The sequence below is a fragment of the Gemella sp. 27098_8_149 genome (assembly GCF_041433745.1).
Lineage (GTDB): Bacteria > Bacillota > Bacilli > Staphylococcales > Gemellaceae > Gemella.
On sequence record NZ_JAPWCB010000001.1, the window covers coordinates 217,408 to 244,175 of the forward strand.

27 protein-coding genes and 1 other RNA gene are annotated in these 26,768 nt (G+C 30.4%); 3 read left to right on the plus strand and 25 right to left on the minus strand.

The annotated features are described in order from the left end of the window. Positions 1–113 precede the first annotated feature (113 nt). The 3 genes from gatB to gatC are packed head-to-tail and all read right to left on the minus strand — an operon-like array spanning position 114 to position 3,320. Positions 114–1,541, minus strand: a complete 1,428-nt coding sequence (gatB, locus tag O3801_RS01025; protein WP_274459084.1) for an Asp-tRNA(Asn)/Glu-tRNA(Gln) amidotransferase subunit GatB — start codon at positions 1,539–1,541, stop codon at positions 114–116. A gap of 13 nt (positions 1,542–1,554) precedes the next feature. Next, positions 1,555–3,012 (minus strand): Asp-tRNA(Asn)/Glu-tRNA(Gln) amidotransferase subunit GatA, encoded by a 1,458-nt coding sequence (gatA, locus tag O3801_RS01030; protein WP_371453656.1) that lies wholly within the window; start codon positions 3,010–3,012, stop codon positions 1,555–1,557. Positions 3,013–3,029: 17 nt separating this feature from the next. Continuing rightward, positions 3,030–3,320 carry an Asp-tRNA(Asn)/Glu-tRNA(Gln) amidotransferase subunit GatC gene (gene gatC / locus O3801_RS01035; protein WP_371453659.1) on the minus strand — a complete coding sequence of 97 codons (291 nt, stop codon included), beginning with the start codon at positions 3,318–3,320 and terminating at the stop codon, positions 3,030–3,032. 714 nt (positions 3,321–4,034) lie between these two features. Between gatC and prmA the strand changes: the two genes are divergently transcribed. Beyond that, a complete protein-coding gene (prmA, locus tag O3801_RS01040) occupies positions 4,035–4,970 on the plus strand; it encodes a 50S ribosomal protein L11 methyltransferase (RefSeq protein ID WP_371453661.1) in 936 nt (311 codons plus the stop codon). Between the two features lie 116 nt (positions 4,971–5,086). Next, positions 5,087–6,223, plus strand: coding sequence for a hypothetical protein (locus O3801_RS01045; RefSeq protein ID WP_371453664.1), 1,137 nt, complete (start codon positions 5,087–5,089; stop codon positions 6,221–6,223). A gap of 130 nt (positions 6,224–6,353) precedes the next feature. On the opposite strand, the gene O3801_RS01050 is transcribed toward O3801_RS01045, so the two are convergent. After that, positions 6,354–7,034, minus strand: coding sequence for a response regulator (locus O3801_RS01050; protein ID WP_371453666.1), 681 nt, complete (start codon positions 7,032–7,034; stop codon positions 6,354–6,356). Positions 7,035–7,037: 3 nt separating this feature from the next. Next, a complete protein-coding gene (locus O3801_RS01055; RefSeq protein WP_371453668.1) occupies positions 7,038–8,633 on the minus strand; it encodes an ATP-binding protein in 1,596 nt (531 codons plus the stop codon). 380 nt (positions 8,634–9,013) lie between these two features. Between O3801_RS01055 and O3801_RS01060 the strand changes: the two genes are divergently transcribed. Next, positions 9,014–10,420 carry an APC family permease gene (locus O3801_RS01060; RefSeq protein WP_371453670.1) on the plus strand — a complete coding sequence of 469 codons (1,407 nt, stop codon included), beginning with the start codon at positions 9,014–9,016 and terminating at the stop codon, positions 10,418–10,420. A gap of 125 nt (positions 10,421–10,545) precedes the next feature. Here the strand turns inward: O3801_RS01060 and trxB are convergent, their stop codons facing one another. The 20 genes from trxB to O3801_RS01160 form a co-directional block, all read right to left on the minus strand. Next, positions 10,546–11,469, minus strand: coding sequence for a thioredoxin-disulfide reductase (gene trxB, locus O3801_RS01065; RefSeq protein WP_003145546.1), 924 nt, complete (start codon positions 11,467–11,469; stop codon positions 10,546–10,548). A 17-nt stretch (positions 11,470–11,486) separates the two neighbouring features. Then, a complete protein-coding gene (gene lgt, locus O3801_RS01070; RefSeq protein ID WP_371453672.1) occupies positions 11,487–12,290 on the minus strand; it encodes a prolipoprotein diacylglyceryl transferase in 804 nt (267 codons plus the stop codon). Position 12,291: 1 nt separating this feature from the next. Then, the gene (hprK, locus tag O3801_RS01075; RefSeq protein WP_371453675.1) at positions 12,292–13,236 is read right to left on the minus strand and encodes an HPr(Ser) kinase/phosphatase; all 945 of its coding nucleotides are present in this window, start codon (positions 13,234–13,236) and stop codon (positions 12,292–12,294) included. An 18-nt stretch (positions 13,237–13,254) separates the two neighbouring features. Then, on the minus strand, positions 13,255–13,611 hold the full coding sequence (locus O3801_RS01080) for a phage holin family protein (RefSeq protein ID WP_304096497.1): 357 nt from the start codon (positions 13,609–13,611) through the stop codon (positions 13,255–13,257). Between the two features lie 116 nt (positions 13,612–13,727). After that, the gene (locus tag O3801_RS01085) at positions 13,728–14,654 is read right to left on the minus strand and encodes a manganese-dependent inorganic pyrophosphatase (RefSeq protein ID WP_371453678.1); all 927 of its coding nucleotides are present in this window, start codon (positions 14,652–14,654) and stop codon (positions 13,728–13,730) included. Between the two features lie 78 nt (positions 14,655–14,732). Further along, positions 14,733–15,221, minus strand: coding sequence for a peptide-methionine (S)-S-oxide reductase MsrA (msrA, locus tag O3801_RS01090; RefSeq protein WP_371453681.1), 489 nt, complete (start codon positions 15,219–15,221; stop codon positions 14,733–14,735). A gap of 391 nt (positions 15,222–15,612) precedes the next feature. After that, positions 15,613–16,515 carry a YihY/virulence factor BrkB family protein gene (locus tag O3801_RS01095; protein WP_371453682.1) on the minus strand — a complete coding sequence of 301 codons (903 nt, stop codon included), beginning with the start codon at positions 16,513–16,515 and terminating at the stop codon, positions 15,613–15,615. A gap of 2 nt (positions 16,516–16,517) precedes the next feature. Continuing rightward, positions 16,518–16,769: a hypothetical protein gene (locus tag O3801_RS01100; protein ID WP_371453683.1), complete on the minus strand. Its 252-nt coding sequence runs from the start codon at positions 16,767–16,769 to the stop codon at positions 16,518–16,520. A 192-nt stretch (positions 16,770–16,961) separates the two neighbouring features. Next, on the minus strand, positions 16,962–17,153 hold the full coding sequence (locus O3801_RS01105; RefSeq protein WP_371453684.1) for a hypothetical protein: 192 nt from the start codon (positions 17,151–17,153) through the stop codon (positions 16,962–16,964). Positions 17,154–17,157: 4 nt separating this feature from the next. Beyond that, positions 17,158–17,787, minus strand: coding sequence for a prepilin-type N-terminal cleavage/methylation domain-containing protein (locus O3801_RS01110; RefSeq protein ID WP_371453687.1), 630 nt, complete (start codon positions 17,785–17,787; stop codon positions 17,158–17,160). Then, positions 17,765–18,049, minus strand: coding sequence for a type II secretion system protein (locus O3801_RS01115; protein ID WP_371453689.1), 285 nt, complete (start codon positions 18,047–18,049; stop codon positions 17,765–17,767). Before O3801_RS01115 ends, O3801_RS01110 begins: the two co-directional genes overlap by 23 nt. Beyond that, a complete protein-coding gene (locus O3801_RS01120; RefSeq protein ID WP_371453691.1) occupies positions 18,036–18,479 on the minus strand; it encodes a prepilin-type N-terminal cleavage/methylation domain-containing protein in 444 nt (147 codons plus the stop codon). The genes O3801_RS01115 and O3801_RS01120 overlap by 14 nt, the downstream gene beginning before the upstream one ends. Continuing rightward, positions 18,454–18,786: a competence type IV pilus major pilin ComGC gene (gene comGC / locus O3801_RS01125; protein ID WP_294682566.1), complete on the minus strand. Its 333-nt coding sequence runs from the start codon at positions 18,784–18,786 to the stop codon at positions 18,454–18,456. The genes O3801_RS01120 and comGC overlap by 26 nt, the downstream gene beginning before the upstream one ends. A 10-nt stretch (positions 18,787–18,796) precedes the next feature. Continuing rightward, entirely contained in the window at positions 18,797–19,843 is a 1,047-nt protein-coding gene (comGB, locus tag O3801_RS01130; RefSeq protein ID WP_294682568.1) for a competence type IV pilus assembly protein ComGB, read from the minus strand. Then, a complete protein-coding gene (comGA, locus tag O3801_RS01135; RefSeq protein WP_371453694.1) occupies positions 19,818–20,786 on the minus strand; it encodes a competence type IV pilus ATPase ComGA in 969 nt (322 codons plus the stop codon). The genes comGB and comGA overlap by 26 nt, the downstream gene beginning before the upstream one ends. A 140-nt stretch (positions 20,787–20,926) precedes the next feature. Continuing rightward, positions 20,927–21,289, minus strand: coding sequence for a helix-turn-helix domain-containing protein (locus O3801_RS01140; RefSeq protein ID WP_084812676.1), 363 nt, complete (start codon positions 21,287–21,289; stop codon positions 20,927–20,929). Positions 21,290–21,499: 210 nt separating this feature from the next. Then, positions 21,500–22,267: a tRNA threonylcarbamoyladenosine dehydratase gene (locus tag O3801_RS01145; RefSeq protein ID WP_294682572.1), complete on the minus strand. Its 768-nt coding sequence runs from the start codon at positions 22,265–22,267 to the stop codon at positions 21,500–21,502. A gap of 70 nt (positions 22,268–22,337) precedes the next feature. Then, positions 22,338–22,520: non-coding RNA, 6S RNA (gene ssrS / locus O3801_RS01150), on the minus strand. 179 nt (positions 22,521–22,699) lie between these two features. Further along, positions 22,700–25,528 (minus strand): excinuclease ABC subunit UvrA, encoded by a 2,829-nt coding sequence (gene uvrA, locus O3801_RS01155; RefSeq protein WP_371453697.1) that lies wholly within the window; start codon positions 25,526–25,528, stop codon positions 22,700–22,702. Positions 25,529–25,806: 278 nt separating this feature from the next. Further along, positions 25,807–26,589: a DUF4037 domain-containing protein gene (locus O3801_RS01160; protein ID WP_371453699.1), complete on the minus strand. Its 783-nt coding sequence runs from the start codon at positions 26,587–26,589 to the stop codon at positions 25,807–25,809. Positions 26,590–26,768: the final 179 nt, after the last annotated feature.

The following is a 26,768-nucleotide window of genomic DNA, read 5'->3' on the forward strand; positions in this document are numbered from 1 at the left end:
TTTTCTCCATGCCCCGAATTTGACAAAGAGCCTTTATATTTAAGTCGCCAAATACAACAAAAACTCGAAACAAAGATTTCTCCTTGCTTCGAGTTAATTTATTATTTTCGTTATTATCGTTTTGCGATTTCTTCTAATAACATTTTGTTGATCATTTGTGGGTTGGCTTGTCCTTTTGAGGCTTTCATGATTTGACCTACTAAGAAACCAATCGCACGGTCACGACCGTTTTTGTAGTCTTCGATAGATTTTGGATTGTTATCTAATGCTTCGTTTACCCAAGCTAATAATTGTCCACTATCTGATACTTGTACAAGACCTTTTTCTTTAACGATTTGTGCAGCATCTCCACCGTGTTCAATAAGTTCTGCGAATACTTTTTTAGCGATTTTACTTGAGATTGTTCCATCAGTGATTAATTTAATCATTCCCGCTAAACCTTCTGCAGTTAATGCTGTGTCTTTAAGTTCTTGTTGAACTTTATTTAAGTATGCATTCACATCTACCATTAAGTAGTTAGAAGCTAATTTTGGATCTGCTCCTAAAGCAACTGTTTGTTCGAACATGTCTGACATTTCTTTAGTTAATGTAAGAACGTGTGCATCGTATGCTGGTAATCCAAGTTCTTCTTGGTATCTTCTTTGACGAGCATCTGGAAGTTCTGGAATAGTTTTTCTTACTTCTTCCATCCATTCATCAGAGATGATCATAGGCACGATATCTGGCTCTGGGAAGTAACGGTAATCGTCTGAACCTTCTTTAACACGCATAAGTTTAGTTGTTCCTGTTGTTTCATCGAAACGACGTGTTTCTTGGTTGATTACTCCACCTGAAAGGATAACTTGTTCTTGACGTTTTTCTTCGTACTCTAAACCTTTTTTAACGAAAGTGAATGAGTTTAAGTTTTTAAGCTCAGTTTTTGTACCGAATTCATCTTGACCGTATGGACGGATTGAGATATTCGCGTCACAACGCATTGATCCTTCTTCCATCTTAACGTCAGATACTTCAATGTATTGAATGATTGAACGTAATTTTTCTAAGTAAGCATATGCTTCTTCTGGAGTTCTGATATCTGGCTCAGATACGATTTCGATAAGTGGTGTCCCTTGACGGTTAAGGTCAACTAGTGAGTAACCATTTTTGTGAGTTAATTTACCCGCATCTTCTTCAAGGTGAGCACGTGTAATACCGATACGTTTAGTTTCTCCGTTTACTTCGATATCGATCCATCCGTTTTCCCCGATTGGTTGGTCAAATTGTGAGATTTGGTATGCTTTCGGGTTATCTGGATAGAAGTAGTTTTTTCTATCGAATTTTGACTCGCGAGCTACTGTCATGTTAAGCGCCATTGCTGCTTTCATTCCCCATTCTACCGCTCTTTTGTTTACTACTGGAAGTACCCCTGGGTATCCTAAGTCGATAACGTTTGTGTTAGTGTTTGGTTCTGCACCAAAGTGAGCTGGAGATGGTGAGAATATTTTTGAATCTGTTTTTAATTCTACATGGACTTCTAGTCCAATTACTGTTTCAAAATGCATCTTGTTTCTCCTATTATAATTCTATTTTTTTATCGTGTAAGTTGTAGTGTTGTTCGAAGTTGTACGCTACATCGTATAGTGTAGATTCTGCAAATGGTTTAGCAATAATTTGCATACCGATTGGACGGTTACCTTTGAATCCACATGGAATACTGATACCTGGTAATCCAGCCATGTTTACTGGGATTGTTAAGATATCGTTAGCGTAGATTTTAATTGGATCTCCTACTTCTTCTCCAATGTTGAATGCTACTGTTGGAGCAGTTGGTCCAATGATTACATCGTATTCTTCGAATACTTTATCAAAGTCTTGTTTAATTAATGTACGAACTTGTTGTGCTTTTTTGTAGTATGCATCGTAGTATCCTGAAGATAATACGTATGTTCCTAACATGATACGGCGTTTAACCTCAGCACCAAATCCTTCTCCACGTGTTTTTTTGTAGATTTCTTCAAGGTTTGTTGCGTTTGGACTTCTATATCCATAACGAATACCATCGAAACGAGAAAGGTTTGAACTTGCTTCAGCAGAAGCGATAATGTAGTAAGTTGAGATAGCGTAGTCTGTGTTTGGAAGACTTACTTCTTCTACGATAGCTCCTTGGCTTTCTAAGTATTTAACACCTTCAAGTACTGCTTGTTTAACTTCTTCGTCAATTCCAGCACCGAAGTATTCTTTAGGAAGAGCGATTTTCTTACCTTTGATGTCTCCAGTAATGATTTTGCTGAATTCTGGTACTTCTACAGGTGCACTAGTCATATCGTTAGCATCTAAACCTGAGATGATTTCTAATACACGAGCGTTATCTTTAACTGTACGAGTCATTGGTCCGATTTGGTCTAATGATGAAGCGAATGCTACTAATCCAAAACGAGATACACGTCCGTAAGTTGGTTTTAATCCAACTACACCACAGTAAGAAGCTGGTTGACGTACAGAACCACCAGTATCACTTCCTAGAGTGAAGCTAACTTGTCCTGCTGCTACTGCTGTAGCTGAACCACCACTTGAACCTCCTGGTACTGCATCTAAATCATAAGGGTTACGAGTAAGTTTGTAGTAAGATGTTTCTGTAGAACCACCCATTGCAAACTCGTCCATGTTTAATTTCCCTAAAAGAATTGGGTTTTCTTTGTTAAGTTTGTTCATTACTGTTGCATCGTAAATTGGATTGAATCCTTCTAAGATTTTTGATGCACAAGTTGTTTGAATGTCTTTTGTAACAATGTTATCTTTGATTCCCATTGGGATACCGAATAATTTACCTTCAACGCGACCTTCTTCTTGAGCACGGTCTAAAGCTTCAGCTTGTTTTAATGCTACTTCTTCAGTTACTGTAATGAATGAACCTACTTTTTCATCAGTAGCTTTAATTCTGTCTAGTGATTCTTTTACTAAATCACTTGGTTTAATTTCTTTATTTTTAAGTTTAAGTTCTAAACTTTCAATTGATTCATGTAATAAACTCATTAAATTATCTCCTTATTTTATTCAATAATAGTAGGTACTTTGAATTGTCCTGCTTCAGTTTCTTTAGAGTTTTTAAGAACTTCTTCTCTATCCATTCCATCATGAGCTACGTCTTCTCTAAATACATTAACTAAGTCTAGAACGTGATAAGTTGGTTTTACATTTTCTGTTGGTGCGCTGTTGATTATATTGAATAAATCTACAACTTTTTCTAATTTTTCGATGTACCCATCTACTTCACTTTCTTGGATTTCTAATCTAGAAAGATGAGCGATGTGAGCTACTTGTTCTTTCGTAATTGTTGTCATAAGTGCCTCCATATTTTATCAATTTTAACTTCTAATATTAGTAAAACCTCTTATAATTTGAAATAAAAAAACGCCCCATATAGTTATTTAACTACATGGGACGATTACTAGTTTCGTGGTGCCACCCGAATTCATATCAGTTTCCTGATACCTTTCAATTTATATTCGGTTTTATAAAGAGTGTTGCTTATTTCAATCATTATTATTTAATCTTTCAGCCTCTGGATTAAACTCTCTTCTAAAAAAACATGAAATAAAAGTCTCTTTACTAATATTTTATATTACGGTTTACTTAGTCTATATTATACTAAACGACCGTTATTGTCAAGGATTTTGTATAATTCGTATGAATGAGATTCACACTTTTTATTTGTATGAAAACTGATTATTTCAAATAACACCTCAATATTTTTAATAATTTTTACACTATTTCTTTCTAAAATAAGCACCCATTTCTGGATACTCTCAATATTCCTATTTGGACTCTCACAGTGGAAACATCTAATCTTTTTCTCTCTTTGTTCGTTAAGATTAGTGTTTCTGTTGCGAACGCTATTCGTAGATATTTCTTCGTTTATTCTACACACGAAATATTAACGACTACCTCACCTTTTTAGTTGCTTAAATATTGAAAATAGTATAATATGTGTAGGTATGTAGATTACTAGAATGCTCTAGTTAATATGTAAAAATAAAATATTTGTGAGGTATACAATGGAAAATTGGGTTGAAATTACAATTCATACGACTAATGAAGCTAGTGAAATAGTTGAGTCTATTCTTCTTGATTATGGTTCAACTGGGGTTGCTATCGAAGATCCTACTACTCTTGAGGAGAACTTACATGATGATTTCGGTACTATCGTTGAGCTTAGTCCTGCTGATTATCCTGAAGTCGGAGTTATCGTTAAAGGATACATTAATGAGCTAAATTTTGATGAAGAAACTTTCAAGCGTTTTGAAGCTGAGCTTCTTGCTTTAGGTGAAAATATCAACATTGGAGATTTCTTCAAGATTGAAACTACTATTATTCAAGATAGTGACTGGGAAAATTCTTGGAAAGATTATTTCGATATTCTTAATATTGGTGAAAAATTCGTTATTGTACCTACATGGCGTGAATATGAAAATACTGAAGATAAATATATTATAAATATTGATCCAGGTATGGCTTTCGGTACTGGTGGTCATGAGACTACTTCTCTATGTATTAAAAACCTTGAAAAATATGTTCAAAGAACTGATAATGTTATCGATGTTGGTTGTGGTAGTGGTATTTTAAGTATCGCGGCTAGTTATTTAACTGATGGTAATATTAAGGCTGTTGACTTAGATAAGCTTGCTGTTGATGTTTCGTTTGAGAACTTCGCATTAAATAATCTTGAGAAAAGAATCGAAGTTGATCAAGCTAGTCTTCTTACAAAAGAAACTAAAAAATATAACATTATCGTGGCGAACATTCTTGCTCACATCATCGAGCTTATGATTGATGATGCATATAACTTATTAGAAGATGGTGGTTACTACATCACTTCTGGTATTATCGAAGAGAAGAAAGACGAACTTCTTGAAAAAATGTTAGAACGTGGTTTCAAACTTGTTGAAGAAACTTCTGATAACGGATGGTATTCATTCGTAGTTACAAAATAAGATAATAAAACTCTTAATTTCTTATTCACATAAGATGTTAGGAGTTTTTATTTTTTCTTTAAAATTATTAACTTTTATTTTATAATATTTATAAAAGATATTTTTAGGAGAGTTTTATGAATAAAAATAATAATCAAAATAATATTAAAGGGTATAATATTAATAATATTCCACTTAAGAAGAAACGCTCAAAATTAATTCCAATAATCGCAAGTATTCTTGGTATTGTCCTTCTTGGTGGTGGATTCTATTTTTACAATTCTTATAGTAAAATTTCAAAAGATGATGAATTGTATTCGCCTATAATAAAAAAATATAAAGAAGCAATGGATACTGGTGAAACTAAGTTTGATTACGAACTTAATAACTATGCTATTGAACGGTATAATTCTTCAGGTAAAAATAAGGATTATCTAAAATTTACGTACTTTGATATGGATAAAGATGGCCAAGACGAGATGTTAATTTACGAAAATAGTAATTTAGCAAGTCCTATAGCTATCTACAATATTGATAAACAGAATAAGCTTAACGTACTATACAAAACTAATTCAAGGAGTAGTCAACCTGTAGCAACTTTTTATAAAGATAAAACTATGGTCGTTAATGAAAATGAAAATTTTACTGATAGAATTACCACATATAAAATAAAAGATAATGGAATCAGATATGAAATAACTCATGATATTGACTTTGGAAAATATCATGACCTTAAAGGCAAGTATAAAGATATAGTTACTAAAGAGGACTTCACTTCTAAAGAAGAGTTCTTTAACAAGTATCCTCTATCTAATGATAAAATAGACTTATCAAAAATTGAACTTAAATCACTCTATAATTATAACAGCAAAAAGAACAATCAAGGTGAAGAGAAAAAAGATGGTGAACAATTCACTAAGACACCTGAATACAATAATTTACAACTTGCTTTAATAGGACGTGCTGTTATTGCTGGTGGTACTGATCCTCAAGTAGGAACTTTAAAATATGATACTACATTCTCTATTCGTGGTAATGATGATACTATTACTTCTGATTTTGGTAGTAAAGCAACCGTTGTTATTGTAGATAAAAAGTCTGATGGTATCGAAATAAAAATACCTGATTATTCTTCAACTAATCATAAACTGAAAGTTATAAAAACTTTAACTTATAAAGAAATCCAAGAAACTTTTAAAAAAGAAGATATGGATAAAATTAATAGGATAATAGAAGAGTATAAAAACACTAATAAGTATAAAAATGGTACATAAAAAATTAATGATTAATATCTTCTTTTAATTTTAGTATATTGAAAAAAACCTTCAAAACAATTAAAGTTTTGAAGGTTTTTTTCTGTTTATTACAAATTATAGATTATTATGCGATTTTGATAATACCTTATTATAATAATTTTTCCAATTTACTTTCAGATTCAACTGTAAATACTGATACAGGTCTTCCAGATGTATAGTATTCAGCATCTTCACTTAGTATATTTATATTAACTAGGTGATTTAAATATTTTCTAATTGTTATTCTAGAAATATCTAATTTATCAGCAATTTGTTGAGTTGTAAATCCACCATTGTGTTGTTGGATAGCTTCTAAAACTTTTTTCAAAGTAATTTTTGAAAGTCCTTTAGGTAAACTATCTTCCTCTTCCTCTACTCTTCCAGAATTTAAGTAATCATCTATTAAATCCTGATTAATTTTTTCTTTTGATAATAATTTCACATAGTCTTGAACTTTATCAATAGCTTGTGAAAATCTTTCATAAGTAAATGGTTTTACTAAGTAGTCTACTACTCCATTAGATAATGCAGCTTCTACTGTTTGAACATCATTCGCTGCTGTTATCATAATGATTGGATATCCTTTTAATTCTGGTAAATATTCAATTCCTTGTCCATCGATTAAATAGTTGTCTAAAACTATTAAATCAACATCATTATTTTCTAAATATTCTCTCGCAGCTTCTATTGATGTAACATGACTTAAGTCATCAGTTAGTTCTTTCTTTTTAAAATACTCTGTATGTATCATCGCTACCATTGGATCGTCTTCTATTATTAGTACTCTCACTTATTATTCCTCCTCGATTGGTATCTCTATTGTAAATTTTGTTTTGCCTACTTCGCTTTCCACGTCTATTAAACCATTATATTTTTTCACAATTGTGTCAACGGCATTTAATCCGTATCCTCTGTTTTCTCCTTTAGTTGAATATCCTCTTTCAAATACATTCTCCAGTGTATCCTTACTAATTCCACAGCCATTATCATACACATTACATAATAGTATATTTTCATCTGTATTTAAGTATAAGTAAACAACAATTTTTCCATCTTCTTTTTCCCCTATAGATTCCATTGAGTTATCTATAAGTACTCCTAGAATAATTAAAAGTTCATTAAAGAGTTCATCTAAACCTTCTTGATTTAGAATCATTGAATCTGGATCAATTAATAACGATATATTTTTTTGTTTAGCTTCTCTAACTTTTGCAAGTAAAAAACCTGCTATCGCTGGTACTTTAATACTTTCAGATATATATCCGATTTTATCATGATAGTCATCTTTTAGATAAGTGATAAATTTTTCAACTTCATCATAAGACTTCATCTCAATTAAACCATGCAGTACATGCAATTTATTCATAAAGTGATGACTCTGTTCTCGAAGGCTATCATTATATTTTTCTGTACCACTTAATTCTGTGATTAATTTTTTCATTTCACTTTGGTCACGTAGTGTAACTACAGCACCATATAACTTACCATTTTGATAGATTGCATTTCTATTAACTAGAACTTCGATGTGATTTAGAACTATCACTTCATCTCTACTTTGAAGATTTTCTTCAATTATACTCTTGAAGAAAATTTCATACATCTGATCAGGAATCTTCTTACCTTTTTTAACTTTAGTATACCCTGCTTTATCCAATATTTGGTTAGCGCTACTATTCTTAACGATAACTTTCTTATCTATATTTATCGCAATAATTCCTTCGGAAACATGATCGGATATAAGATTTTTCTCAATATAATTGTATGCAATTTCTTCTGGTTCATAGTTTAGCAATATACGTTTAAGTCGTCTATTATACACTACTGCTAACGTAATTGCAACTGCAATACCTATCAATAATGCAAATAATATTTTTTCTTGTGAGTGTAATACTTGTTTTTTTACTGTTTCTTTAGTATATCCTACACACACAACACCAATATTTTCACCGTTCTCATCTTTAATTGTTGTGAAAAATCTAAGTCCATCTCCTAAAACACCACTTTGCTTACTATAGTGATCTCCAGAATCGAATGTCGAACTAATGTCTGGTATATTAGAAAATTTTTCACCGACAAATTCACTTATTGGATGACTATATCTTGTAAAAGTATCATCCGTGATAACTACAAAGTCGGTTCCTGTTTCTTCCAATACCCTATTGGCATACTCTTGAATTCCCTTGGTTCTCCTATGATGTTTTACATCATCTATGACACCTTTATCATTAGCTACTACCTTTGCAGTTGAATATATTTTTTGACGAATAATCTCATCTTCTCGTTTTTTTATATATTCCGTAACAAAAAATGAAGTTACTAATAATGAAACGACTACCAGACTTGTCATTATCAACATTAACCTAGTTAATGTTTTATGTTTTTTTCTCAACCTTTTATCACTCCTCATTATTTTTTAAAACTTTCTTTTACCATCATCTAATTATAATTCAAATTTCTTTGTATTTCAAGTGTTGTCATCTTTTGTAAACTTAAGATATACATTAAATTATCAATATTATATGAATATATTTCCATAATGTAAATTTACATTTCAAATTGTTATCACTTTAAGTATTTTCGGGAATATTTGAATAATTATTGAACACTTTAGTTTTATAGATATTCTATAAAATAGTATTTTATTCTCAAATAAAAAAATTTTAGCTTAATTTATTTTATTTTTACTTGAATATTTACGTAGACTATGCTAGTATTTTATTAATGCAATTTTGCAGTTATTAGTATTTTTTATATTTTAGGAGGTTCTCAATGGAGAGGGATGCAAAAAAAATATTTTGGTACACCCTAGCCTTCATGGCATTCTCAACTGTTTGGGCATTCGGGAATGTCGTTAATGGATACTCTGAATTTGGTGGATTAAAATCAATTGTTTCTTGGATTCTAATTTTTGTAATTTACTTTATTCCGTATTCATTAATCGTTGGTGAGCTAGGATCTACTTTTAAAGATGCCGGTGGTGGTGTAAGTTCTTGGATTAGTTCTACACACGGAAAACTACTTGCTTATTATACTGGATGGACAATGTGGGTAGTTCACATGCCTTATATTTCTCAAAAACCATCACGTATTATCGCGGCATTTAGTTGGACTGTATTTCGTGATAACCGTATTAGTAAAATGGATATCACATACTTACAAATCGCTTCTTTAGTTATCTTCTTAGTTGCTTTATTCTTAGCGACTCGTGGAGTAAACTTAATTAAGAAAATGGCGATGTTAGCCGGATCTTCAATGTTTGTTATGTCATTATTATTTGTAGTTATGGCTATTACTGCACCATCTATTACTGGTGCTAAAACTTTCGACATCGATTGGTCTTTAGATACTTTCATGCCAACATTTGATGTTAAATATATTACATCTATCGCGATTTTAGTATTTGCGGTTGGTGGTTGTGAGAAGATTTCACCTTATGTTAATAAGATGAAAAATCCTTCTAAAGACTTTCCTCGTGGAATGATTGCACTAGTAGTTATGGTTTGTACAACTGCGATTCTTGGAACTTTTGCTCTAGCATTAATGTTTGATACAAATAATATTCCTAAAGACTTACTTACAAACGGAACTTACTATGCTTTCCAAACTTTAGGTAACTACTACGGTGTTGGTAACTTATTCTTAGTTATCTATGCAATCGTTGATTTAATCGGACAAGTTTCTGTTGTTATTATTTCTATTGATGCTCCACTACGTATGTTATTAAGTAGTGCTGACGAGAAATACATTCCTAAGAAATTATTAGTTAAGAACGAAAACGATGTATACGTAAATGGATTAAAACTTGTTGGTATTATCGTTTCTATCTTACTAATTATCCCAATGTTTGGAATTAAAGAAGTAAATGAATTATTTAGATGGTTAGTTAAGCTTAACGCTGTTACTATGCCATTACGTTACCTATGGGTATTTGCTGCATATATCTTCTTGAAAAAATCAGCTGAAAAATTCCAATCTGAATACAAATTTGTTAAGAATAAATATGTAGGTATGGGACTTGGAGCTTGGTGTTTCTTCTTAACAGCTTTTGCTTGTATTTCTGGTATGTACACTCCAGAAAGTACTTTCCAAACAATTATGAACATCGCAACACCAATCGTCCTACTTTCATTAGGATTAATCATGCCTTACTTGGCTAAAAAGCACAACAATAAATAATTATTAAACTATTTTCGCAAGAAAATTACCTACTGAGTTTTTTATCAATACTCAGTAGGTTTCTTTTTTCTTTTATAAAAAATCAAAGAAGAGAAACTATCAATAGAGTTCCTCTTCTTACTTTATTATTCTAAACCTTCTACAAAGCTATAAGCACTTTGTGCTGCTATAGCTCCATCAGATGCTGCTGTGATTACTTGACGGATTTCTTTTTCACGTACATCTCCAGCTGCAAAAATACCAGGTACTGATGTTTCTAATTTTTCATTAGTTGGGATATATCCAGCTTCATTAGTAATTCCTAAATCTCTGAAATCTTGAGTTTGTGGTAACATACCAACATAGATGAATACTCCATCAGCTTTAATAGAACTTTCTTCACCTGTTTTTACATTTCTTATTTCAATTGAAGAAACTTTTCTTTCACCTTTAATTTCGTAGGCAACACTGTCCCAAACGAATTCGATATTTTCTTTAGCGAATGCTCTATCTTGTAGAATTTTTTGTGCACGTAGTTCATCACGTCTGTGAACGATAGTTACTTTAGCAGCTAGGTTAGATAAGTATAAAGCTTCTTCTACAGCTGAATCTCCTCCACCGATAACTACTACTTCTTTATTCCTAAAGAATGCACCATCACAAACTGCACAGTAACTTACACCTTTTCCTGAAAACTGTTCTTCTCCAGGAACATCAAGATTTTTGTGTTCTGATCCTGTTGCAATTATTATTGATTTTGCTACGTATTCTTTTTCACCAGCAACTACATATTTAAGTCCGTCTCTAACTCCAACTTCTGTTATATTTCCAAAACCAAATTCTGTACCGAATTTTTTAGAGTGTTCGAACATTTTTTCTGATAGTTCAGGTCCTGTAATCATTTCATATCCAGTATAGTTCTCAATTTCTTCAGTTGATAACATTTGTCCACCTGGATATTTTCTTTCTAGCATCAATACTGACATATTCGCACGTGATGCATAGATTGAAGCAGTCATACCTGCTGGTCCTGCTCCAACGATAATTAGGTCATAAATTTTTTCTGACATATTTTCCACCTTCTCTTTTATGATTCTCTATACAAAATCTTCTTATCTTTGAATTTTGTATTAAGCACTATTAAGTATATCAGACTTCCTACTACAAATACTAGTGAAAGAACTTGAGAAACTCTCAAGCTTCCTAGATATAGTGAATCTGTTCTCATTCCTTCAACGATAAATCTCTCTACTCCATATAAGATTAAGTAAGTAGCGAAAACTTCACTTTGAGCTAGTTTATTTCTAATTAATAGAAGTATTACAAGTGCAATAAAGCACCATAAACTTTCATATAGGAATGTTGGTTGACGGTAAGCTCCATCAATATACATATTTTCTATAATAAAGTTTGGAATAAATCTATCTTGCAGATATTGTTGACTAACTGCTTCACCGTATGCTTCATGGTTGAAAAAGTTCCCCCAACGGCCTAGCATTTGTCCTACTAGCAAACTTGGCGCTATTATATCTAATAACTTGATAATTTTTATCCCTCTTCTTCTTGCAAAGAAGTATAATACTACAAATCCACCAATTAAACCACCATATATCGCTATTCCACCATCCCAAATGGCTATCATACTAGCGAAATCGCCTTTATAAAATTCCCATCTGAATATTACATAGTACGCACGAGCAAAGATAAATGCTATAGGTAAAGCAATTAGCAATAGATCTAACATTGTATCTTTTTTCAATCCTCTTTTTGTAGCTTCTCTATCAGCAAGGAAGTATGCGAAAAATACTGTAGTCGCTATAATAATTCCATACCAATATACTGGTTTTGTAAATAAGTGAAAAGCGATCGGATCTAAGTAACCTAATGTCATATTATTCCACCCCACTATTCATATTATTTCTTTTTATTTCTTCTGCTAATCGTGATGTAAAATCTTTAGCTGTGTTGATTCCCATTTGATTTAATCTATAGTTCATAGCGGCAGATTCTATAATGATTGCAACATTTCGTCCAGGTCTTACCGGTATTGTTTTCTTCTCAATTTTTGAATTTAGAATTTCTTTACTTTCGTTACCTAAACCAATTCTATCGTATTGTTTTTGATCATTCCATGTTTCTAAGTGAATATTTAACTGTAATCTCTTATCACTACGTACTGCCCCTGTACCAAATAATGTCATTACATTAATAATTCCTAATCCACGGATCTCCAATAAATGCTTGATTAAAGTAGATTCGCAACTTCCGATTAAGAATCCTTTTTCTATCTCTCTAATATCTACTCTATCATCAGCAACTAGACGGTGTCCACGTTTGATAAGTTCTAACGCTATTTCACTCTTACCGATTCCACTCTCTCCTGTTATTAGGACTCCAATACCGTAAACTTCAATAAATACTCCGTGAATTGAAGTTGTAGGTGCAAATACTCTTCGAAGATGGTTAGAAATATTCCCCATCAATTTAGTAGTATCTTGTCTACATCTTAATACCGGCGTATCATATTTATTGGCTGCTTCTATCAGTTCTTTCGGCGCTTCTAATTCACGTGAAATAATAATACACGGTGTTACACGCGTACATAACATACGCATTCTTGATTTTTTCTCTATGTCTGGAATTAATTTGAAAAAAGATAATTCACTAGTACCAAGAATTTGTATTCTTTTAGGTGAATAGTGAGAAAAATATCCTGCAAGTTGTAATGCTGGACGTGATAATTCGTCGGTTGTTATTAACCTATCAAGCCCTCTTTCTCCACTTATCACTTCTAAGTTTAATATCTCAGCAAGCTCTCTTGTTGTAATTTTTGGCATATTTATTTTTCCTTTTACTTATTTTTTGAATGTTTTAATTATTATTGTTCTCTCATTAGTATTAAAAATAAAATTAAAAATTTTAATCACTAATACTAAGCCTACTGCTGTCCAAAAAGATGCTATTTCAAAATGTGGTGATAATATATAAGATACTGAATATACTAATAACGTCCTCACTAATAATGAAAATAGCCCAAGACTAAATATTGTTATTATTACTGTTACTAATAATAACGGTCGAATTAGTGTAAATAAAATTGTAATAAGCAATGCACCTAGAAATCCATATATTGGATGATCAATTTTTAGTTTACCTTGTGTTAACCCTGCAAATGCTATTACAACTAAAGTATTTATAATAATCTTTTTCAAAAAGGGCCAATATATTGCTTTAAATGTGTCCATATATTTCCTTTCGATTGCTATTTTATATAAATTAGAAAGTGAGAAACCACTGTCCTCACTTTCTTAAAATTTATTTTTATTAATTATTTAGAAAACTCTTCTGTAATTTGAGGAACTACTTGTTTTTTACGAGATACAACACCTTCTAGTGTCATAAAGTCATTTTCTAGAGTTTTTCCGAATGCTGCTGCTACTTTATCTTGTTTTTCACCTAATACTAATACTTCTGAATCTGAAGTTAAGATATTAGTGATTACAAATACATATGCTGCTAATCCTTTTGAAGAAAGTTCAGCATTAATTGCTTTAACTAATTCTTCTTTTCTTTCAGCTACTTCGTTAGCATCAACTGTGTTAATTTGAGCTACTACAAGTTTATCTGCTCCTAAAACGAATTCTTTAGCATCTAAAGAAATTAGAGTTTCAGCTGTTTTATCAGTTGTTGATGCTCCTGCTTTAAGCATAGCAAGACCATATTCTTGTGCATCTACTTCTGCAATTTTTGCTAATTCTTCTGCTGCAACTTTATCTTGTAAAGTACATGTTGGAGATTTGAATAATAATGAATCAGAAATAATCGCTGATAACATTAATCCTGCCATTTGTTTATCGATATTAACATTTTGCTCTTCATAGATTTTTTTAAGGATTGTAGCTGTACATCCTAGTGGCTCAGCACGGTAATATAATGGTGCTGCTGTTTCGAAGTTTGCAATACGGTGGTGATCGATTACTTCACGAATAACAGCTTTCTCAATTCCATTAGCTGATTGTTGAAACTCATTGTGGTCAACTAAGATAACGTGTTGTCCTTCTTCTACTTCTTCTACTAAACGTGGTAAACTTACGTTAAAATATTCTAAAGCGTATTTAGTTTCATCATTGATTTCTCCAAGTCTTACAGCTTCTGTATCCATTCCTTGAATTCTTTTTAGGTTGTTGTATACGATACTTGAACAAATTGTATCAGTATCTGGATTTTTGTGTCCGAAAATTAAAATGTTTGTCATTTTCTAACTCCTTGTTTTTATTTATACTTACTTATATTTTACCTTTTTTTAGTAATTATTTCAAACCTATTTTGAAAATTACAGGCTTTTTTTCGCTAAACTTAAATCTACATGGCAATAACCTGTAGGGTTCTTTTCAAGGTATTTTTGATGATATTCTTCTGCATCAATGTAGTTGTTTACCGCTTCTACCTCTACAGCAATTTTCTTAGTATAATTTTTTTGAAGTTTCTCGATAAATTTAACTACTTCTTCTCTTGTTTCTTCGTCTACATAGTAAATTCCTGTTCTGTATTGACGACCTCTGTCTCCACCTTGTTTATTGATACTTACTGGATCAATAATTCTAAAGTAGTGACGTAGTACATCATTTAGTGGTAATACTGAGTTATCATATTTTAAGTAAATAACCTCAGCGTGGTCTGTTGTTTTAATTTGTTGATAAGTAGTTTCTGCAGTTTGTCCATTGCTGTATCCAACTTTTGTAGCAATTACTCCATCTAACTGTGCAAAGTAACCTTCCACTCCCCAGAAACATCCTCCCGCTAGATATATTTCTTTTTCCATAGTTTTAACCTCTCAATCTTTAATCAATGTTCTTAATTAAGTACCTACAATTATACTATAAAACACTTTCTTTTTATATATTTCTGCTTAGATTATTAACTCATATATTAATTATTCAACATTTTCAATCTAAATTAAGAAAAATAACAAACAAGCACATTTTGTACTTGCTTGTTATTTGATTCTACTAATATCATAAAATACTTATTGACTAGGGGCTGACCTAAAAGTTCTAAACTTTAACAAGGTGTATATGAAAACTCATAAACGCAGTGGTTTATTGATATCTAAATTCGCTTTATAAAAGCTTTTTTGATATCTAATAAACTGTGCGAGGGTGACTCGACAAAATCGATTTCTAGGAAATCACGATTTTTGAGTCACTCCCTCTTTATTCTGTTGTATGAGTTTCTTCAAATACTCGGTGTTCTACTTTATAATTATGGAAGATGGCATTTATTTCTGCACCGATAATTAGTATATAACCTGTAATATATAACCAAAGTATGAATGCCATAAATGCTCCGATTGTTCCGTAAGTTTTAATATAACTTGAAAAATGATCAATATAGTATCCGAATAATTTACTGACTATTGTCCATGATAATGTTGCGAATATCGCTCCTGGCAATATACTAATAGCTTTTAGTTTCAAGTTAGGTCCCATAGTATATAAGAACATGAAGACAAAGAATATAAAAAGTAATGGTAGTGTATAATTTATTACCGACCATAAGTTATAGAATCCTTCATCCAGATTGAATTTATGGAATAGGATGTATGTAAGTTGTTTTCCAAATACGATTAAAGCTAATGCAAGAAACATACCTACTAAGAACAATGCTGTTAAAATTACACTAATTATTTTAGTAACAATCCAAATTCTTCCATCACGAACTCTAAATGCATTATTAAATGCTATAATTATTCCATAAATACCGCTAGATGCTGACCAAAGTGTGAAAACAATCCCCACGGTGATAATCGTGTTATTCTTATTATTTAAGACTTCTGAAATCATATCAAAAAGATAATCACCTAAGTCCCCTGGCGCATAGCTTTGAATCTTCTCTAGTAAAAATTGTTGGTCGATTTTAAAATAAGGCGTTAAGGCCAAGGCTACAATTAGCATCGGGAATAAAGATAAGATAAAATAATAACTTAAATTTGCAGAAAGTAATGATATTTCATCGTACATAAGACGATAATACATTTCTTTTACAAATTTCTTAATAGTTAATTTACCTTTTGGATTATCTTCGTAAAATGAATAATTCTTTTCTGGTATAAACATAACTATAAAACATATTTAGCTACTGTTTTCGCAGCTTTATAGTACATTGGTAATGAAGAAACAGAAAATAAGTTTAAACTCCCAACAGGAAACTTAGATTTTTCTGATACAACATATCCTTTTTCTTCTAAATACTTTTTAGCTTCTTCTACTTTTGCACGTTCTTCTGAACTAAGATTTTCTTTTTTATGAAATACAGTAGCTGCTGCTAGTGCTCCAGCACCTACAAGACCTAATAATAATTTCTTACCCATTAATATCTCCTTTAAATTTAGTTTCAATTTTTGTCAATATAGTACTATTTTAAACTATTTGATAAAACAAAGCAACAATTAATATATCTTTTAAGACATCAATAATAATTTCTTTTTTCTATTTATAAGATATTTTCCAAATAATTTAGTCCATCCTAAAATCCAATTTGGAAAATAGAATGGACCTAATTATTATTTAGATTTATTATTTTCTTTTAGCTGCTGTGTTATTTGTTTATCGTAATAGTCATTTAAACTTTTTATTGTATACATTTTATTAATGTAAATACCCATAATACTAAATATAACTGTTATCACTAATAAAGTTACAAGTAAGGATGCTACTATTGCGTTTGCTTTTTTATGTTCTTTTATTATTTTCATAGTACTAACTTCCTTCCTCGTTATTAGTAATTGGTTTAATTTTTTCTATTTCTACATGATTATCAGTTTTATTGTAATTATTATTTTTATTATTTTCCTGATTCTCTTTTTCTTTCTTTTCCTTCTCTTCTTTTTCTTTCTTTTCTTTCTCCTCTTTGGCTTTTTCTTTGTCTGTTTTCTCATCTTTCTTCTTTAGATACATATCACGTTCATGATTATTTTTATCTACAATTAAGATATGTATAGTTTCATCCTCAACAGATAAAGTATATCCCTTAATATGTTTCAGTAGGAGAATATATCCAGCAAAGTCATTAGAATTTTTAAACTTATCCATGTAGATTTGATTATCATTGAAATTTATTCTTACATCTTCCATACCATCTTTACTCGTCATTATAATATAATGTTTTTCTTGAGTGACCTTTGCACTATTATTGTATGTCTGCAATATTTTCCTATGAGCCAAGGCATATTCATAATTCGAATAATCTAAAAATCTTTTAGAAGTGTTTATTGTAGTCTGCAATATTAACATAAGTAGTAGTGTTAGGATTACTAATAGGAATAAAGATACTGTCAATTCTAACAAGGTGAATCCTTGTTTTGATTTAGCTATAACTGATTTTCTCACCAGTTTCTTCATCCTCAATTTTCGCTGAATTTTCACTAACACTTATGTAATAATTCTTTCTCTTTATAGTAAAATTCTTATCCTTATAATGACTACAAATTTCTTCATACAAAATTTCTTTCATTTCTAACTCTTTTTCTACCTTATATAGATTAGAATACTGTCTGACCATATTTGGAATTAAAAATACGAATAATAGAGAGCAGATAAATAGAGCCCCTATCAATTCCACAAAAGTGAAAGCTTGTTTATTGTACTTCATCTAGTGTCACATACCCTGTATCTAAATGCACAATTATGCGATATAAACTATTATCAAATTTAACATCTACAGTATTAGCTTTAGATATTAGGCTTCCTCTCCAATATTCAAATTTGACAGAAGCTGCTCCAAGTTTTGCTTTACCATTTTTTCTTATTTTTTTCCAATATTTCTGACCATCATACAATACTGCATATTCATCATCACTCGAAAAAAAGCAGATATAAGATCTATCCTTACCTAAACTCTTAGTTTGGATAGTATAAATTTCCGATACTAGCTCATTAACAGCTAATCTCTCTTGATATTTATCATAGGTATTTACAGAAATTCTAGATAGAATTATCACAATAATACTAACTATTAATAACACGGCTATCATCTCTACCAAAGAAAATCCCTGTCTATTTTTGAAGTGTTGCTTTACCATTAGCTATTACTATTTTCTTACCATTAGGTGCTGTACTAGCTTTATCTGCAGGGCCATCTAAATAATGTTTTTCAACTAGTTTTTCAAATGTAACATCTTTATCTTTTTCATTAATTTCATAAGCTGTAACTTGAGACTGTACTGTTTTTTCGTAAGCTTCTGAACTTTTATCTTTCGCAGTGTCTATATTCTTAGTAATATTAGGGATTATAAGAATTAATAGAATTGCTATTATAAAGAGCACTATTAACATTTCTATCAACGTGAAGCCGTCTTTGTTTTTAAACTTTTTCATAATATTTTCCATATGTTCCTCCTTATTTTAGCGAGCTAGCCATATTAAAAATTGGAAGTAATATTACCATATACAATCCAACTATAACTACTGCTAAAATACCGAATAAAATAGGTTGTAATTTTTTCAAATTTCTATCCAATGATGTTAAAAATGTATCTAACATCAATTCACTGAACAATTTCAACTCTTTATCAATCAAACCATTATTCTTCCCATGGCTTACAAATTTTCTAATTGACGTGTCAAAATATTTAATTTTTCCTATTGCATCTTCGAAACTTATACCTTTATCTAACTCTTGTAAAATTTCTATAGAAAACTCTGTTAAATAATAGTCATAGTTTTCCTCAGCAATTACTTCTAGGGCTGTTTTCAGTGAAAATCCGCTCATTAGAAATAAACTTAACTCCATAGAAAATCTGTAAGAAAAATATAATTTTGAATAGCTCCTAATTTTAGGAATGTATAAAAGTGATTTTAAAAATAGATTTGGTTTATATTTAATTGTAAAAAAAATGTAACTTAAAAATAAAATAGTTAGTAGAATAATAATAGAAATGAATTTTGGAATATAGTATAGTGATTTGATTAATATAATAGTTTGGAGATCCATCTTTATATTAGATGAAGTATAGATGTTCTCAAATTGTGGAATTACTAGCGCATTAAACACCATTATGAGACATATTAGTGTAAGTGTTAAAAATAGCGGGTATCTTAAAGTTTTAATTACCTTTTCTTGTTGTATTTTTTGTATCGTAAGATATGTTTCTACTTCGAGCAACATATCTTCTATCCTACCGTAATCTTCTGCAAATTTTATTTTGCTTATAATTAATTGTGAATAACCAAGATATGCCAATATATCGGATAATTTATTTCCGTTAGAGAGTTTTTCTTTTATCTTTTTAATTTCATCATCAGCAACATCATATTGTATTAAAAGAAATTCTAATGAGTCTTCTAACATATATCCATGATTAATTAATTCATATAGACGTTTTATAAAATATATTTTATTCTCTTTATCTAGGATTTTTTTAATATCCCCATTTTTCTTTTTCATCAGCAGAAATTAATCCTTTCTCAAATGCTAATTCAAATTTTTTTTCTAAAGAAAAATTATGTATTTTATCGTTATCTATATATTCATGGATATTTTCCCTTTTTAATATTTCAGTTACTAATCCCCTTTTTCCATTTGTTAAATTTACCAATCTTTGCGAAATTATGCAAATTATAGTTTGTTTAATATCTTCCAATGATAGGTTTAAATCTCTTAATCGATTTATTACTCCAATAGAGTCTTCAGCATGAATTGTACTTAATACTAAATGCCCTGAAAACGATGATGTAATTACTTGACTTGCTGTTTTATAATCGCGTATTTCACCAATTACCATCGCATCTGGATCACAACGTAAAATTGATTTAAGTGCGTTATCATAAGTAATTCCTGCCTTTTCATTTACTTGCATTTGAATCAGGCTGGGAATTTTTTTCTCCACTGGATCTTCGACTGTTATTACCTGTTTATTTTTTCTAGCAAGCATACTTGCTAACTTATACATTGATGTAGATTTCCCACTACCCGTAGGACCGGAAAATAAGACTAGTCCGTAAGCTCTTTTTGAAAGATCATTTATGTACTGACTGTCTTCATCGAAGATACTGTATTCAACATCTTCTAATTCATTTATGAAGATTCTGACTACACAACCTTCATTTAACTCACTAAGCGGTAAGGTAGAAACTCGTAAATAATAATCTTTGTCATTATGTTTATAAACGAATCTCCCACTTTGTGGTTCTTTATTCCTTGAGATATCAATGTTAGAATTAAATTTTAATAACGAGATTATCGATTCTATCTCCCTATTTGAAAATTTTTCATATTCACTCAGATTTCCTTTCACTCTGAGTCTTATAAAGGATTCACCCGATGTATGTGGGTATATATGGATATCACTGGCTTTATTTGCTATTGCGTCATTAAGAATTTTGTTCATTAAATCTTTTACATCAATAGTTATCACCCCATTCCTTAAGAAAAGGAAAATATAGGCCAAGTATTACTACCTAGCCTATATTTAAAACTATTAATTTAATTTACTACATTATAACTCTATAGCCTAAGTATTTGAGTATGTTATAGATTTATATTTCTAGAAAAAGAATATCCCCTAAATCTTCTCAAAACTTCTTCTACTAATTTACAATCCTCACTATCAAGTGATTTTATCATATCTATTACTTCAAAGTGAGTATCTGCCAACTCTTCTGGTTCCCCTTTTTCAGTTTTATAACCTACCAGTTCATCAATAGATACGTTATATAGTTTCGCTATTGATACTAGTGTTGCAACATTTGGTTCGTTACGTCCGTATTCCCAGTTCGCATATACACCGTGAGATGATAACTCTAGTTTATCTGCTACAGTTGACATAGAGTAATTGTTCATTTTTCGAAGTTTTTTCAAGTTTTGTGCCAGTAATGTTCCTTTATTCTTCAAAGTAATCCTCCTTTCTCATCTATAACCATTATACCTTGTTTTTTATAAAAAATCAAATTAAATTATAAATTTTAAAACCTTTTTTTCACGCTAATATAGAATATTATTTTCAAATTATGTGTAATTTTTACAGAAAATCTACCATAAACTTTGATATGTCAACCATATTAAAAAATAAAACAACGCTTAAATCAGCGTTGTTTTCATTCATTAAATAGGTTTTTCAACAGTTAATATTTTTATATTTTTCAACAAAGTAGTATAAACATAATTTGCTGCTATAAGTCCAGCGATTGATGGACAAAATGCATTTGAAGCTGGTGGAATTTTCGCTTTTCGTATAGCTGAGTCCTGCTTACCGATTTTTTCTAAATATTCTTTATTTGCAATTGTTGGACTTTCTGTAGAAAATACTACAGGTACTTTTCCACGAACTCTTTCTTTTTTAAATTTAGTTCTAATTACTTTTGCTAATGGACAAACAGTAGTTTTACTAATATCAGCTATTTGGAATTTTGTTGGATCTAATTTGTTAGCAGCACCCATTACACTAATTACTGGAATGTTGTTTGCTAAACAATATTTTATTAAATGTATTTTGAATGTCACTGTGTCACATGCGTCTATTACAAAGTCTAGTGGTTTCTCATAAAATACAGGATACGTATCTTCAGTATAAAAGTCTTGAATAGCAATAACTTCACATTCTGGATTAATATCCAAAATTCTTTTCTTCATTTCTTGAACTTTACTGCATCCTACAGTTTTAGTAGTTGCATGAATTTGTCTATTGACATTTGTAATATCAATATCATCTTTATCCATAAGTACTAGTGAACCAACACCAGAACGTGCTAATGATTCAGCCGCAAATGAGCCTACACCACCGATTCCTAATATACCTACTCTTTTATTTTTTAATAATTCTAAACCTTCAGTTCCTATTAATAGTTCATTTCTCGAAAATTGATGTAACATTTCTATCTCCATTTTTTAAATTATATAATTTTAAATTAAAAAAGACTGGATACTTTTTAGAACCAGTCATAAAAAAACCAAAACGCCGTAGATTCTTACCTAAATTGGTCCTGATATAATCAGGTGGGTACGATAGCCTTATGTTCTAAAGTCTTCTCAAGGAAGCATTTTATACTAGTAAGCGATTCTCATTCCCGTTCAAAAAGTGTTAGGCCCGAATGTATGGTAAGTCTTACAAGCGCTTTAGTTTCTATTTATATTTTACCACACTTACTTTACTAAAACAACCTCAAAATTTGTATAATCAGGCGGATGATTTTAATTTATTCATCTAAACCCTATTAAATAAAAGGTTTTCATAATGTAAAATATTTTTTAAATATATTTTTAATATTTGATTCTTTACTACTTATTTTTTTTATTAAATTTTTACTATTTTAAAAGTTTTTTCAGAAATTTTCCTGTGTAACTTTCATTGTTTTTAACTAATTTTTCTGGAGTACATTCAGCTAAGATTGTTCCTCCACCAACTCCACCTTCTGGACCTAAATCTATCAGATGGTCGCAGCATTTTATAACATCTAAGTTATGCTCAATCACAACAACAGTATTTCCACCATCAACTAACTTATCAATAATTTTAATTAATCTACTAATATCATCAATATGTAAACCTGTTGTAGGTTCATCAAGAATATACAGAGTCTTACCTGTAGATTTTTTGTAAAGTTCACTCGCTAGTTTAACCCTTTGAGCTTCTCCTCCTGAAAGTGTAGTTGCACTTTGACCTAGTCTTATGTAATCAAGTCCTACATGAACAAGTGTCTCTAGTTTGTTTTTAATCTTAGGAATATTCTCAAAAAATTCATATGCTTCCTTAATCGTCATGTCTAATACATCACTAATACTCTTACCTTTATATTTAACTTCTAATGTCTCTCTATTATATCGTTTACCTTTACATACTTCACAAGGTACGTAAACGTCAGGTAAGAAGTGCATTTCTATTTTTAAAATTCCATCTCCACTACAAGCTTCACAACGTCCACCTTTTACGTTAAAGCTGAAGCGCCCTTTTTTGTATCCTCGTAGTTTTGCCTCATTTGTACTTGCATATAAATCTCGTATATCATCAAATGCACCTGTATAGGTAGCTGGATTACTTCGTGGTGTTCTTCCGATTGGGCTTTGATCTATATCGATAATCTTATCTATATTCCCTTCAATCCCCTCTACCGATTTCACTACAGTTGTATCGATTTCCTCTTTATTAAGTACATTTTTTACTGAATTAAACAAGATTTCATTAACAAGTGTTGATTTACCACTACCTGAAACCCCAGTTACTCCAATAAATTTACCAAGTGGGAATTTCACACTAACGTCCTTTAGATTATTTTTTCTTGCTTTCTTAATAACGATATTTTCACCATTACCTTCTCTTCTTTTTGATGGTACGTCTATTTTTTTGCGGCCTGATAGATAAGCTCCAGTTACAGAATTTTCATTCGCCATGATTTCATCAGGTGTTCCAACAGCAACTACTTGGCCTCCATGTTCTCCTGCTTTAGGTCCTATATCAACTATATAGTCACAAGCTAGCATCGTATCTTCATCGTGCTCTACTACTAATACAGTATTGCCTAAATCTCTCATAGAAAGCATAGTATTAATTAATTTTTCATTATCTCTTTGGTGTAAGCCTATTGAAGGTTCGTCAAGAATATAAGTAACCCCCATAAGTTTCGAACCAATTTGCGTTGCTAATCGGATACGCTGAGCTTCTCCTCCTGATAATGTTCCAGATGATCTATCAAGTGTTAAATAATCTAAACCAACATCATTTAAAAACTGTAATCTTGATTTAATTTCTTTAAGTACTAATTTAGCTATTGCATAATCTTTTTCACTTAGTTTTATATTTTGGAAAAATTCATAACTGTCTTTAATAGACATTTCACAAACTTCCGCAATATTTTTTTCTGCAACATATACTGATAAGATTTCTGGTTTTAATCTTTGACCTTTGCAACTACGGCATGAATCTTCTTTAATATACTTAGCCATAGCTTCTCTAGTTGCTCTAGTCATTCCAGATTTATAACGTCTAAGAATATTATTCGCTACACCTTCAAAATATATAATACGTGAACGCATTACTCCTTCATCATTAATATATTTATGAGTAATTTCTTCTTGATCATTACCGTATAAAATAATCTGTTGCTGTTCATTACTTAAATCCTTGAATGGAGTATCCATATCAATTCCGAAGTGTTCACATGCACATTTAATTAAACTTGGATAATATGTTGAAGTTGCATTATTATACACTAATATTGCACCTTCATTTATCGTTAAGTCTTTTTGAATAATTTTGTTAACATCTACTGTTTCGTGCATCCCTAAACCGTCACACTCAGGACAAGCGCCTTGTGGATTGTTAAATGAGAAGATACGAGGCTCTAAATCTCCTAATGTAAAATCACAATGTTTACAACTATACTTAGTTGAGAATAACTGTGTAGTTTCTTCTTTAACATCATCTATTTCTACTAAATCATTATTAGAAAGGTTTAGTGACGTTTCTAATGAATCAGCTAAACGTGTTTCAATTCCTTCTTTAATAACTATCCTATCAATAATTACACTAATAGAATGTTTTTTATTTTTATCTAATTCTGGAATATCTCCAACTTCGTATAATTCACCATCAATTTTGAATCGAATATATCCATCTTTTATTAGTTTATCTATTAATTTTTTATGAGTACCTTTTTTATCCTTAACAATCGGTGCTACTATTTGAATTCTACTACGTTCTGGCATTAACATAATAGCATCCACAATTTGACTTATTGAACTACTCTCAATTTTTTCATGATGATTTGGACAGTAGATTTCTCCAATTCTTGCATAAAGTAGACGTAGATAATCGTAAATTTCTGTTACTGTTGCTACAGTTGACCTAGGGTTTTTGGATGTTGTTTTTTGATTTATTGATATAGCTGGTGATAATCCTTCTATAAGGTCAACATCTGGCTTTTCTAAATTACCAAGAAACTGCCTAGCATAAGCACTAAGACTTTCTACATAACGACGTTGTCCTTCTGCATAGATAGTGTCAAAGGCTAGTGAACTTTTACCACTACCACTTAATCCAGTAATAACAACAAACTGATCACGTGGAATTTCTAAATCTATATTTTTTAGATTATTTTCTCTTGCTCCTTGTATTACTATTTTATTTTTCTTTTGCATATATTACCTCAATATTTCTATACAATCAAATTTTATTATTCATTGTAAAATCAATTTTGTACCCTATTTTTTTTAGACTCATTTAATTTTACATTAACTTCCTTATTATAACATAAATACAAATGAATATTAAAAAAGAAAGTTCTGAAAAACAATTTCAAAACTTTCAAATCATATAAATTTATTTTTGAATTGATAAAATACAATCATAAGATTTATCATATATAAAATTAACCTACTATTTAATCAATATATCAGTTCAAATTTTTACAATAAATCTATGATAAAATTCCCATTAAATTATCTATAATATTTTTCAAATTATTTTCTACATTCTCTAAAGTACTTCCCATACTATTTAATAATACATTCATATTTTCTTCAAAATCCTTAGGGAGAATTTTAGCATGTTCTTTAGCATACGATATCATTCTCTTTTCTCCTGGATGAGTAAGTTCATTTACTGCAAATATAATATCAAAATATGATTCTATAAAAGCCGAAATACGGTGATTTACACTTACAAGATCCCCTCGATTAAGGGCCTTTAAAATCTGCTTATCATAAGATGGTAAATTTCCAGTTAATAAACGAAAATTTTTCAAAATAATATTTTCTTTTAACTCTTTTGAGAATGGTACTGAAAATCTTTCTTTTATTCTATAAAATTCTTTATGTGGATCATATAGAATTTTACTATTTATCAAATTATGCAAAAAGCATGTTGTATATCCGTTACTCGCTTGATGTTTTTCAACAACATTTTCTATAATATTCTCAAAATCATTTATATTTCTATAAATAATATCTAAATCTATTCCATCAGATAAAATACAATTATCTTCTACTTCCCAAAATTGATTTTCTAACTCAATATAAGAACAATATTTACCTAAAATTAATTTTCTTACATCTTTATTAGGTATATTTCCACAATAAATATATAGGTCATAATCAGAACTTCTGTCATAGTTATTACCACTTCTAGATCCACCTAATACTATCGCCGTTATTTCTGGTAATTTAGTAAATTCAAACCAAAGACTATTAAATACTTCCATTTCATTATCCTTCCTACGTCGATATAATTACTATTACATATTATTCTAACATACATCCTTATTTGTTTATATACATATTTTAAACTTTTACTAAATATTAAGAAAAAATGGAGTGACTCAAAAATCGTGATTTCTGAGAAATCAGTTTTATCGAGTCACACTCACAAAGGTTCTGGGTC

What these genes read in the sequence shown, in the direction of transcription:
- prmA (WP_371453661.1), top strand. Translation starts at nt 4,035, where the DNA reads ATGGAAAATTGGGTTGAAATTACAATTCATACGACTAATGAAGCTAGT.
- lgt (WP_371453672.1), bottom strand. Translation starts at nt 12,290, where the DNA reads ATGACATTAGGTTACTTAGATCCGATCGCTTTTCACTTATTTACAAAA.
- hprK (WP_371453675.1), bottom strand. Translation starts at nt 13,236, where the DNA reads ATGCCAAAAATTACAACAAGAGAGCTTGCTGAGATATTAAACTTAGAA.
- msrA (WP_371453681.1), bottom strand. Translation starts at nt 15,221, where the DNA reads ATGGAAAAAGAAATATATCTAGCGGGAGGATGTTTCTGGGGAGTGGAA.
- comGC (WP_294682566.1), bottom strand. Translation starts at nt 18,786, where the DNA reads ATGGAAAATATTATGAAAAAGTTTAAAAACAAAGACGGCTTCACGTTG.
- O3801_RS01085 (WP_371453678.1), bottom strand. Translation starts at nt 14,654, where the DNA reads ATGACAAACATTTTAATTTTCGGACACAAAAATCCAGATACTGATACA.
- comGB (WP_294682568.1), bottom strand. Translation starts at nt 19,843, where the DNA reads ATGAAAAAGAAAAATGGGGATATTAAAAAAATCCTAGATAAAGAGAAT.
- O3801_RS01115 (WP_371453689.1), bottom strand. Translation starts at nt 18,049, where the DNA reads ATGAAGTACAATAAACAAGCTTTCACTTTTGTGGAATTGATAGGGGCT.
- uvrA (WP_371453697.1), bottom strand. Translation starts at nt 25,528, where the DNA reads ATGCAAAAGAAAAATAAAATAGTAATACAAGGAGCAAGAGAAAATAAT.
- O3801_RS01120 (WP_371453691.1), bottom strand. Translation starts at nt 18,479, where the DNA reads ATGGTAAAGCAACACTTCAAAAATAGACAGGGATTTTCTTTGGTAGAG.
- O3801_RS01045 (WP_371453664.1), top strand. Translation starts at nt 5,087, where the DNA reads ATGAATAAAAATAATAATCAAAATAATATTAAAGGGTATAATATTAAT.
- comGA (WP_371453694.1), bottom strand. Translation starts at nt 20,786, where the DNA reads ATGAACAAAATTCTTAATGACGCAATAGCAAATAAAGCCAGTGATATC.
- O3801_RS01060 (WP_371453670.1), top strand. Translation starts at nt 9,014, where the DNA reads ATGGAGAGGGATGCAAAAAAAATATTTTGGTACACCCTAGCCTTCATG.
- O3801_RS01095 (WP_371453682.1), bottom strand. Translation starts at nt 16,515, where the DNA reads ATGTTTATACCAGAAAAGAATTATTCATTTTACGAAGATAATCCAAAA.
- gatA (WP_371453656.1), bottom strand. Translation starts at nt 3,012, where the DNA reads ATGAGTTTATTACATGAATCAATTGAAAGTTTAGAACTTAAACTTAAA.
- O3801_RS01160 (WP_371453699.1), bottom strand. Translation starts at nt 26,589, where the DNA reads ATGGAAGTATTTAATAGTCTTTGGTTTGAATTTACTAAATTACCAGAA.
- O3801_RS01145 (WP_294682572.1), bottom strand. Translation starts at nt 22,267, where the DNA reads ATGTTACATCAATTTTCGAGAAATGAACTATTAATAGGAACTGAAGGT.
- gatB (WP_274459084.1), bottom strand. Translation starts at nt 1,541, where the DNA reads ATGCATTTTGAAACAGTAATTGGACTAGAAGTCCATGTAGAATTAAAA.
- gatC (WP_371453659.1), bottom strand. Translation starts at nt 3,320, where the DNA reads ATGACAACAATTACGAAAGAACAAGTAGCTCACATCGCTCATCTTTCT.
- O3801_RS01105 (WP_371453684.1), bottom strand. Translation starts at nt 17,153, where the DNA reads ATGAAAATAATAAAAGAACATAAAAAAGCAAACGCAATAGTAGCATCC.
- trxB (WP_003145546.1), bottom strand. Translation starts at nt 11,469, where the DNA reads ATGTCAGAAAAAATTTATGACCTAATTATCGTTGGAGCAGGACCAGCA.
- O3801_RS01100 (WP_371453683.1), bottom strand. Translation starts at nt 16,769, where the DNA reads ATGGGTAAGAAATTATTATTAGGTCTTGTAGGTGCTGGAGCACTAGCA.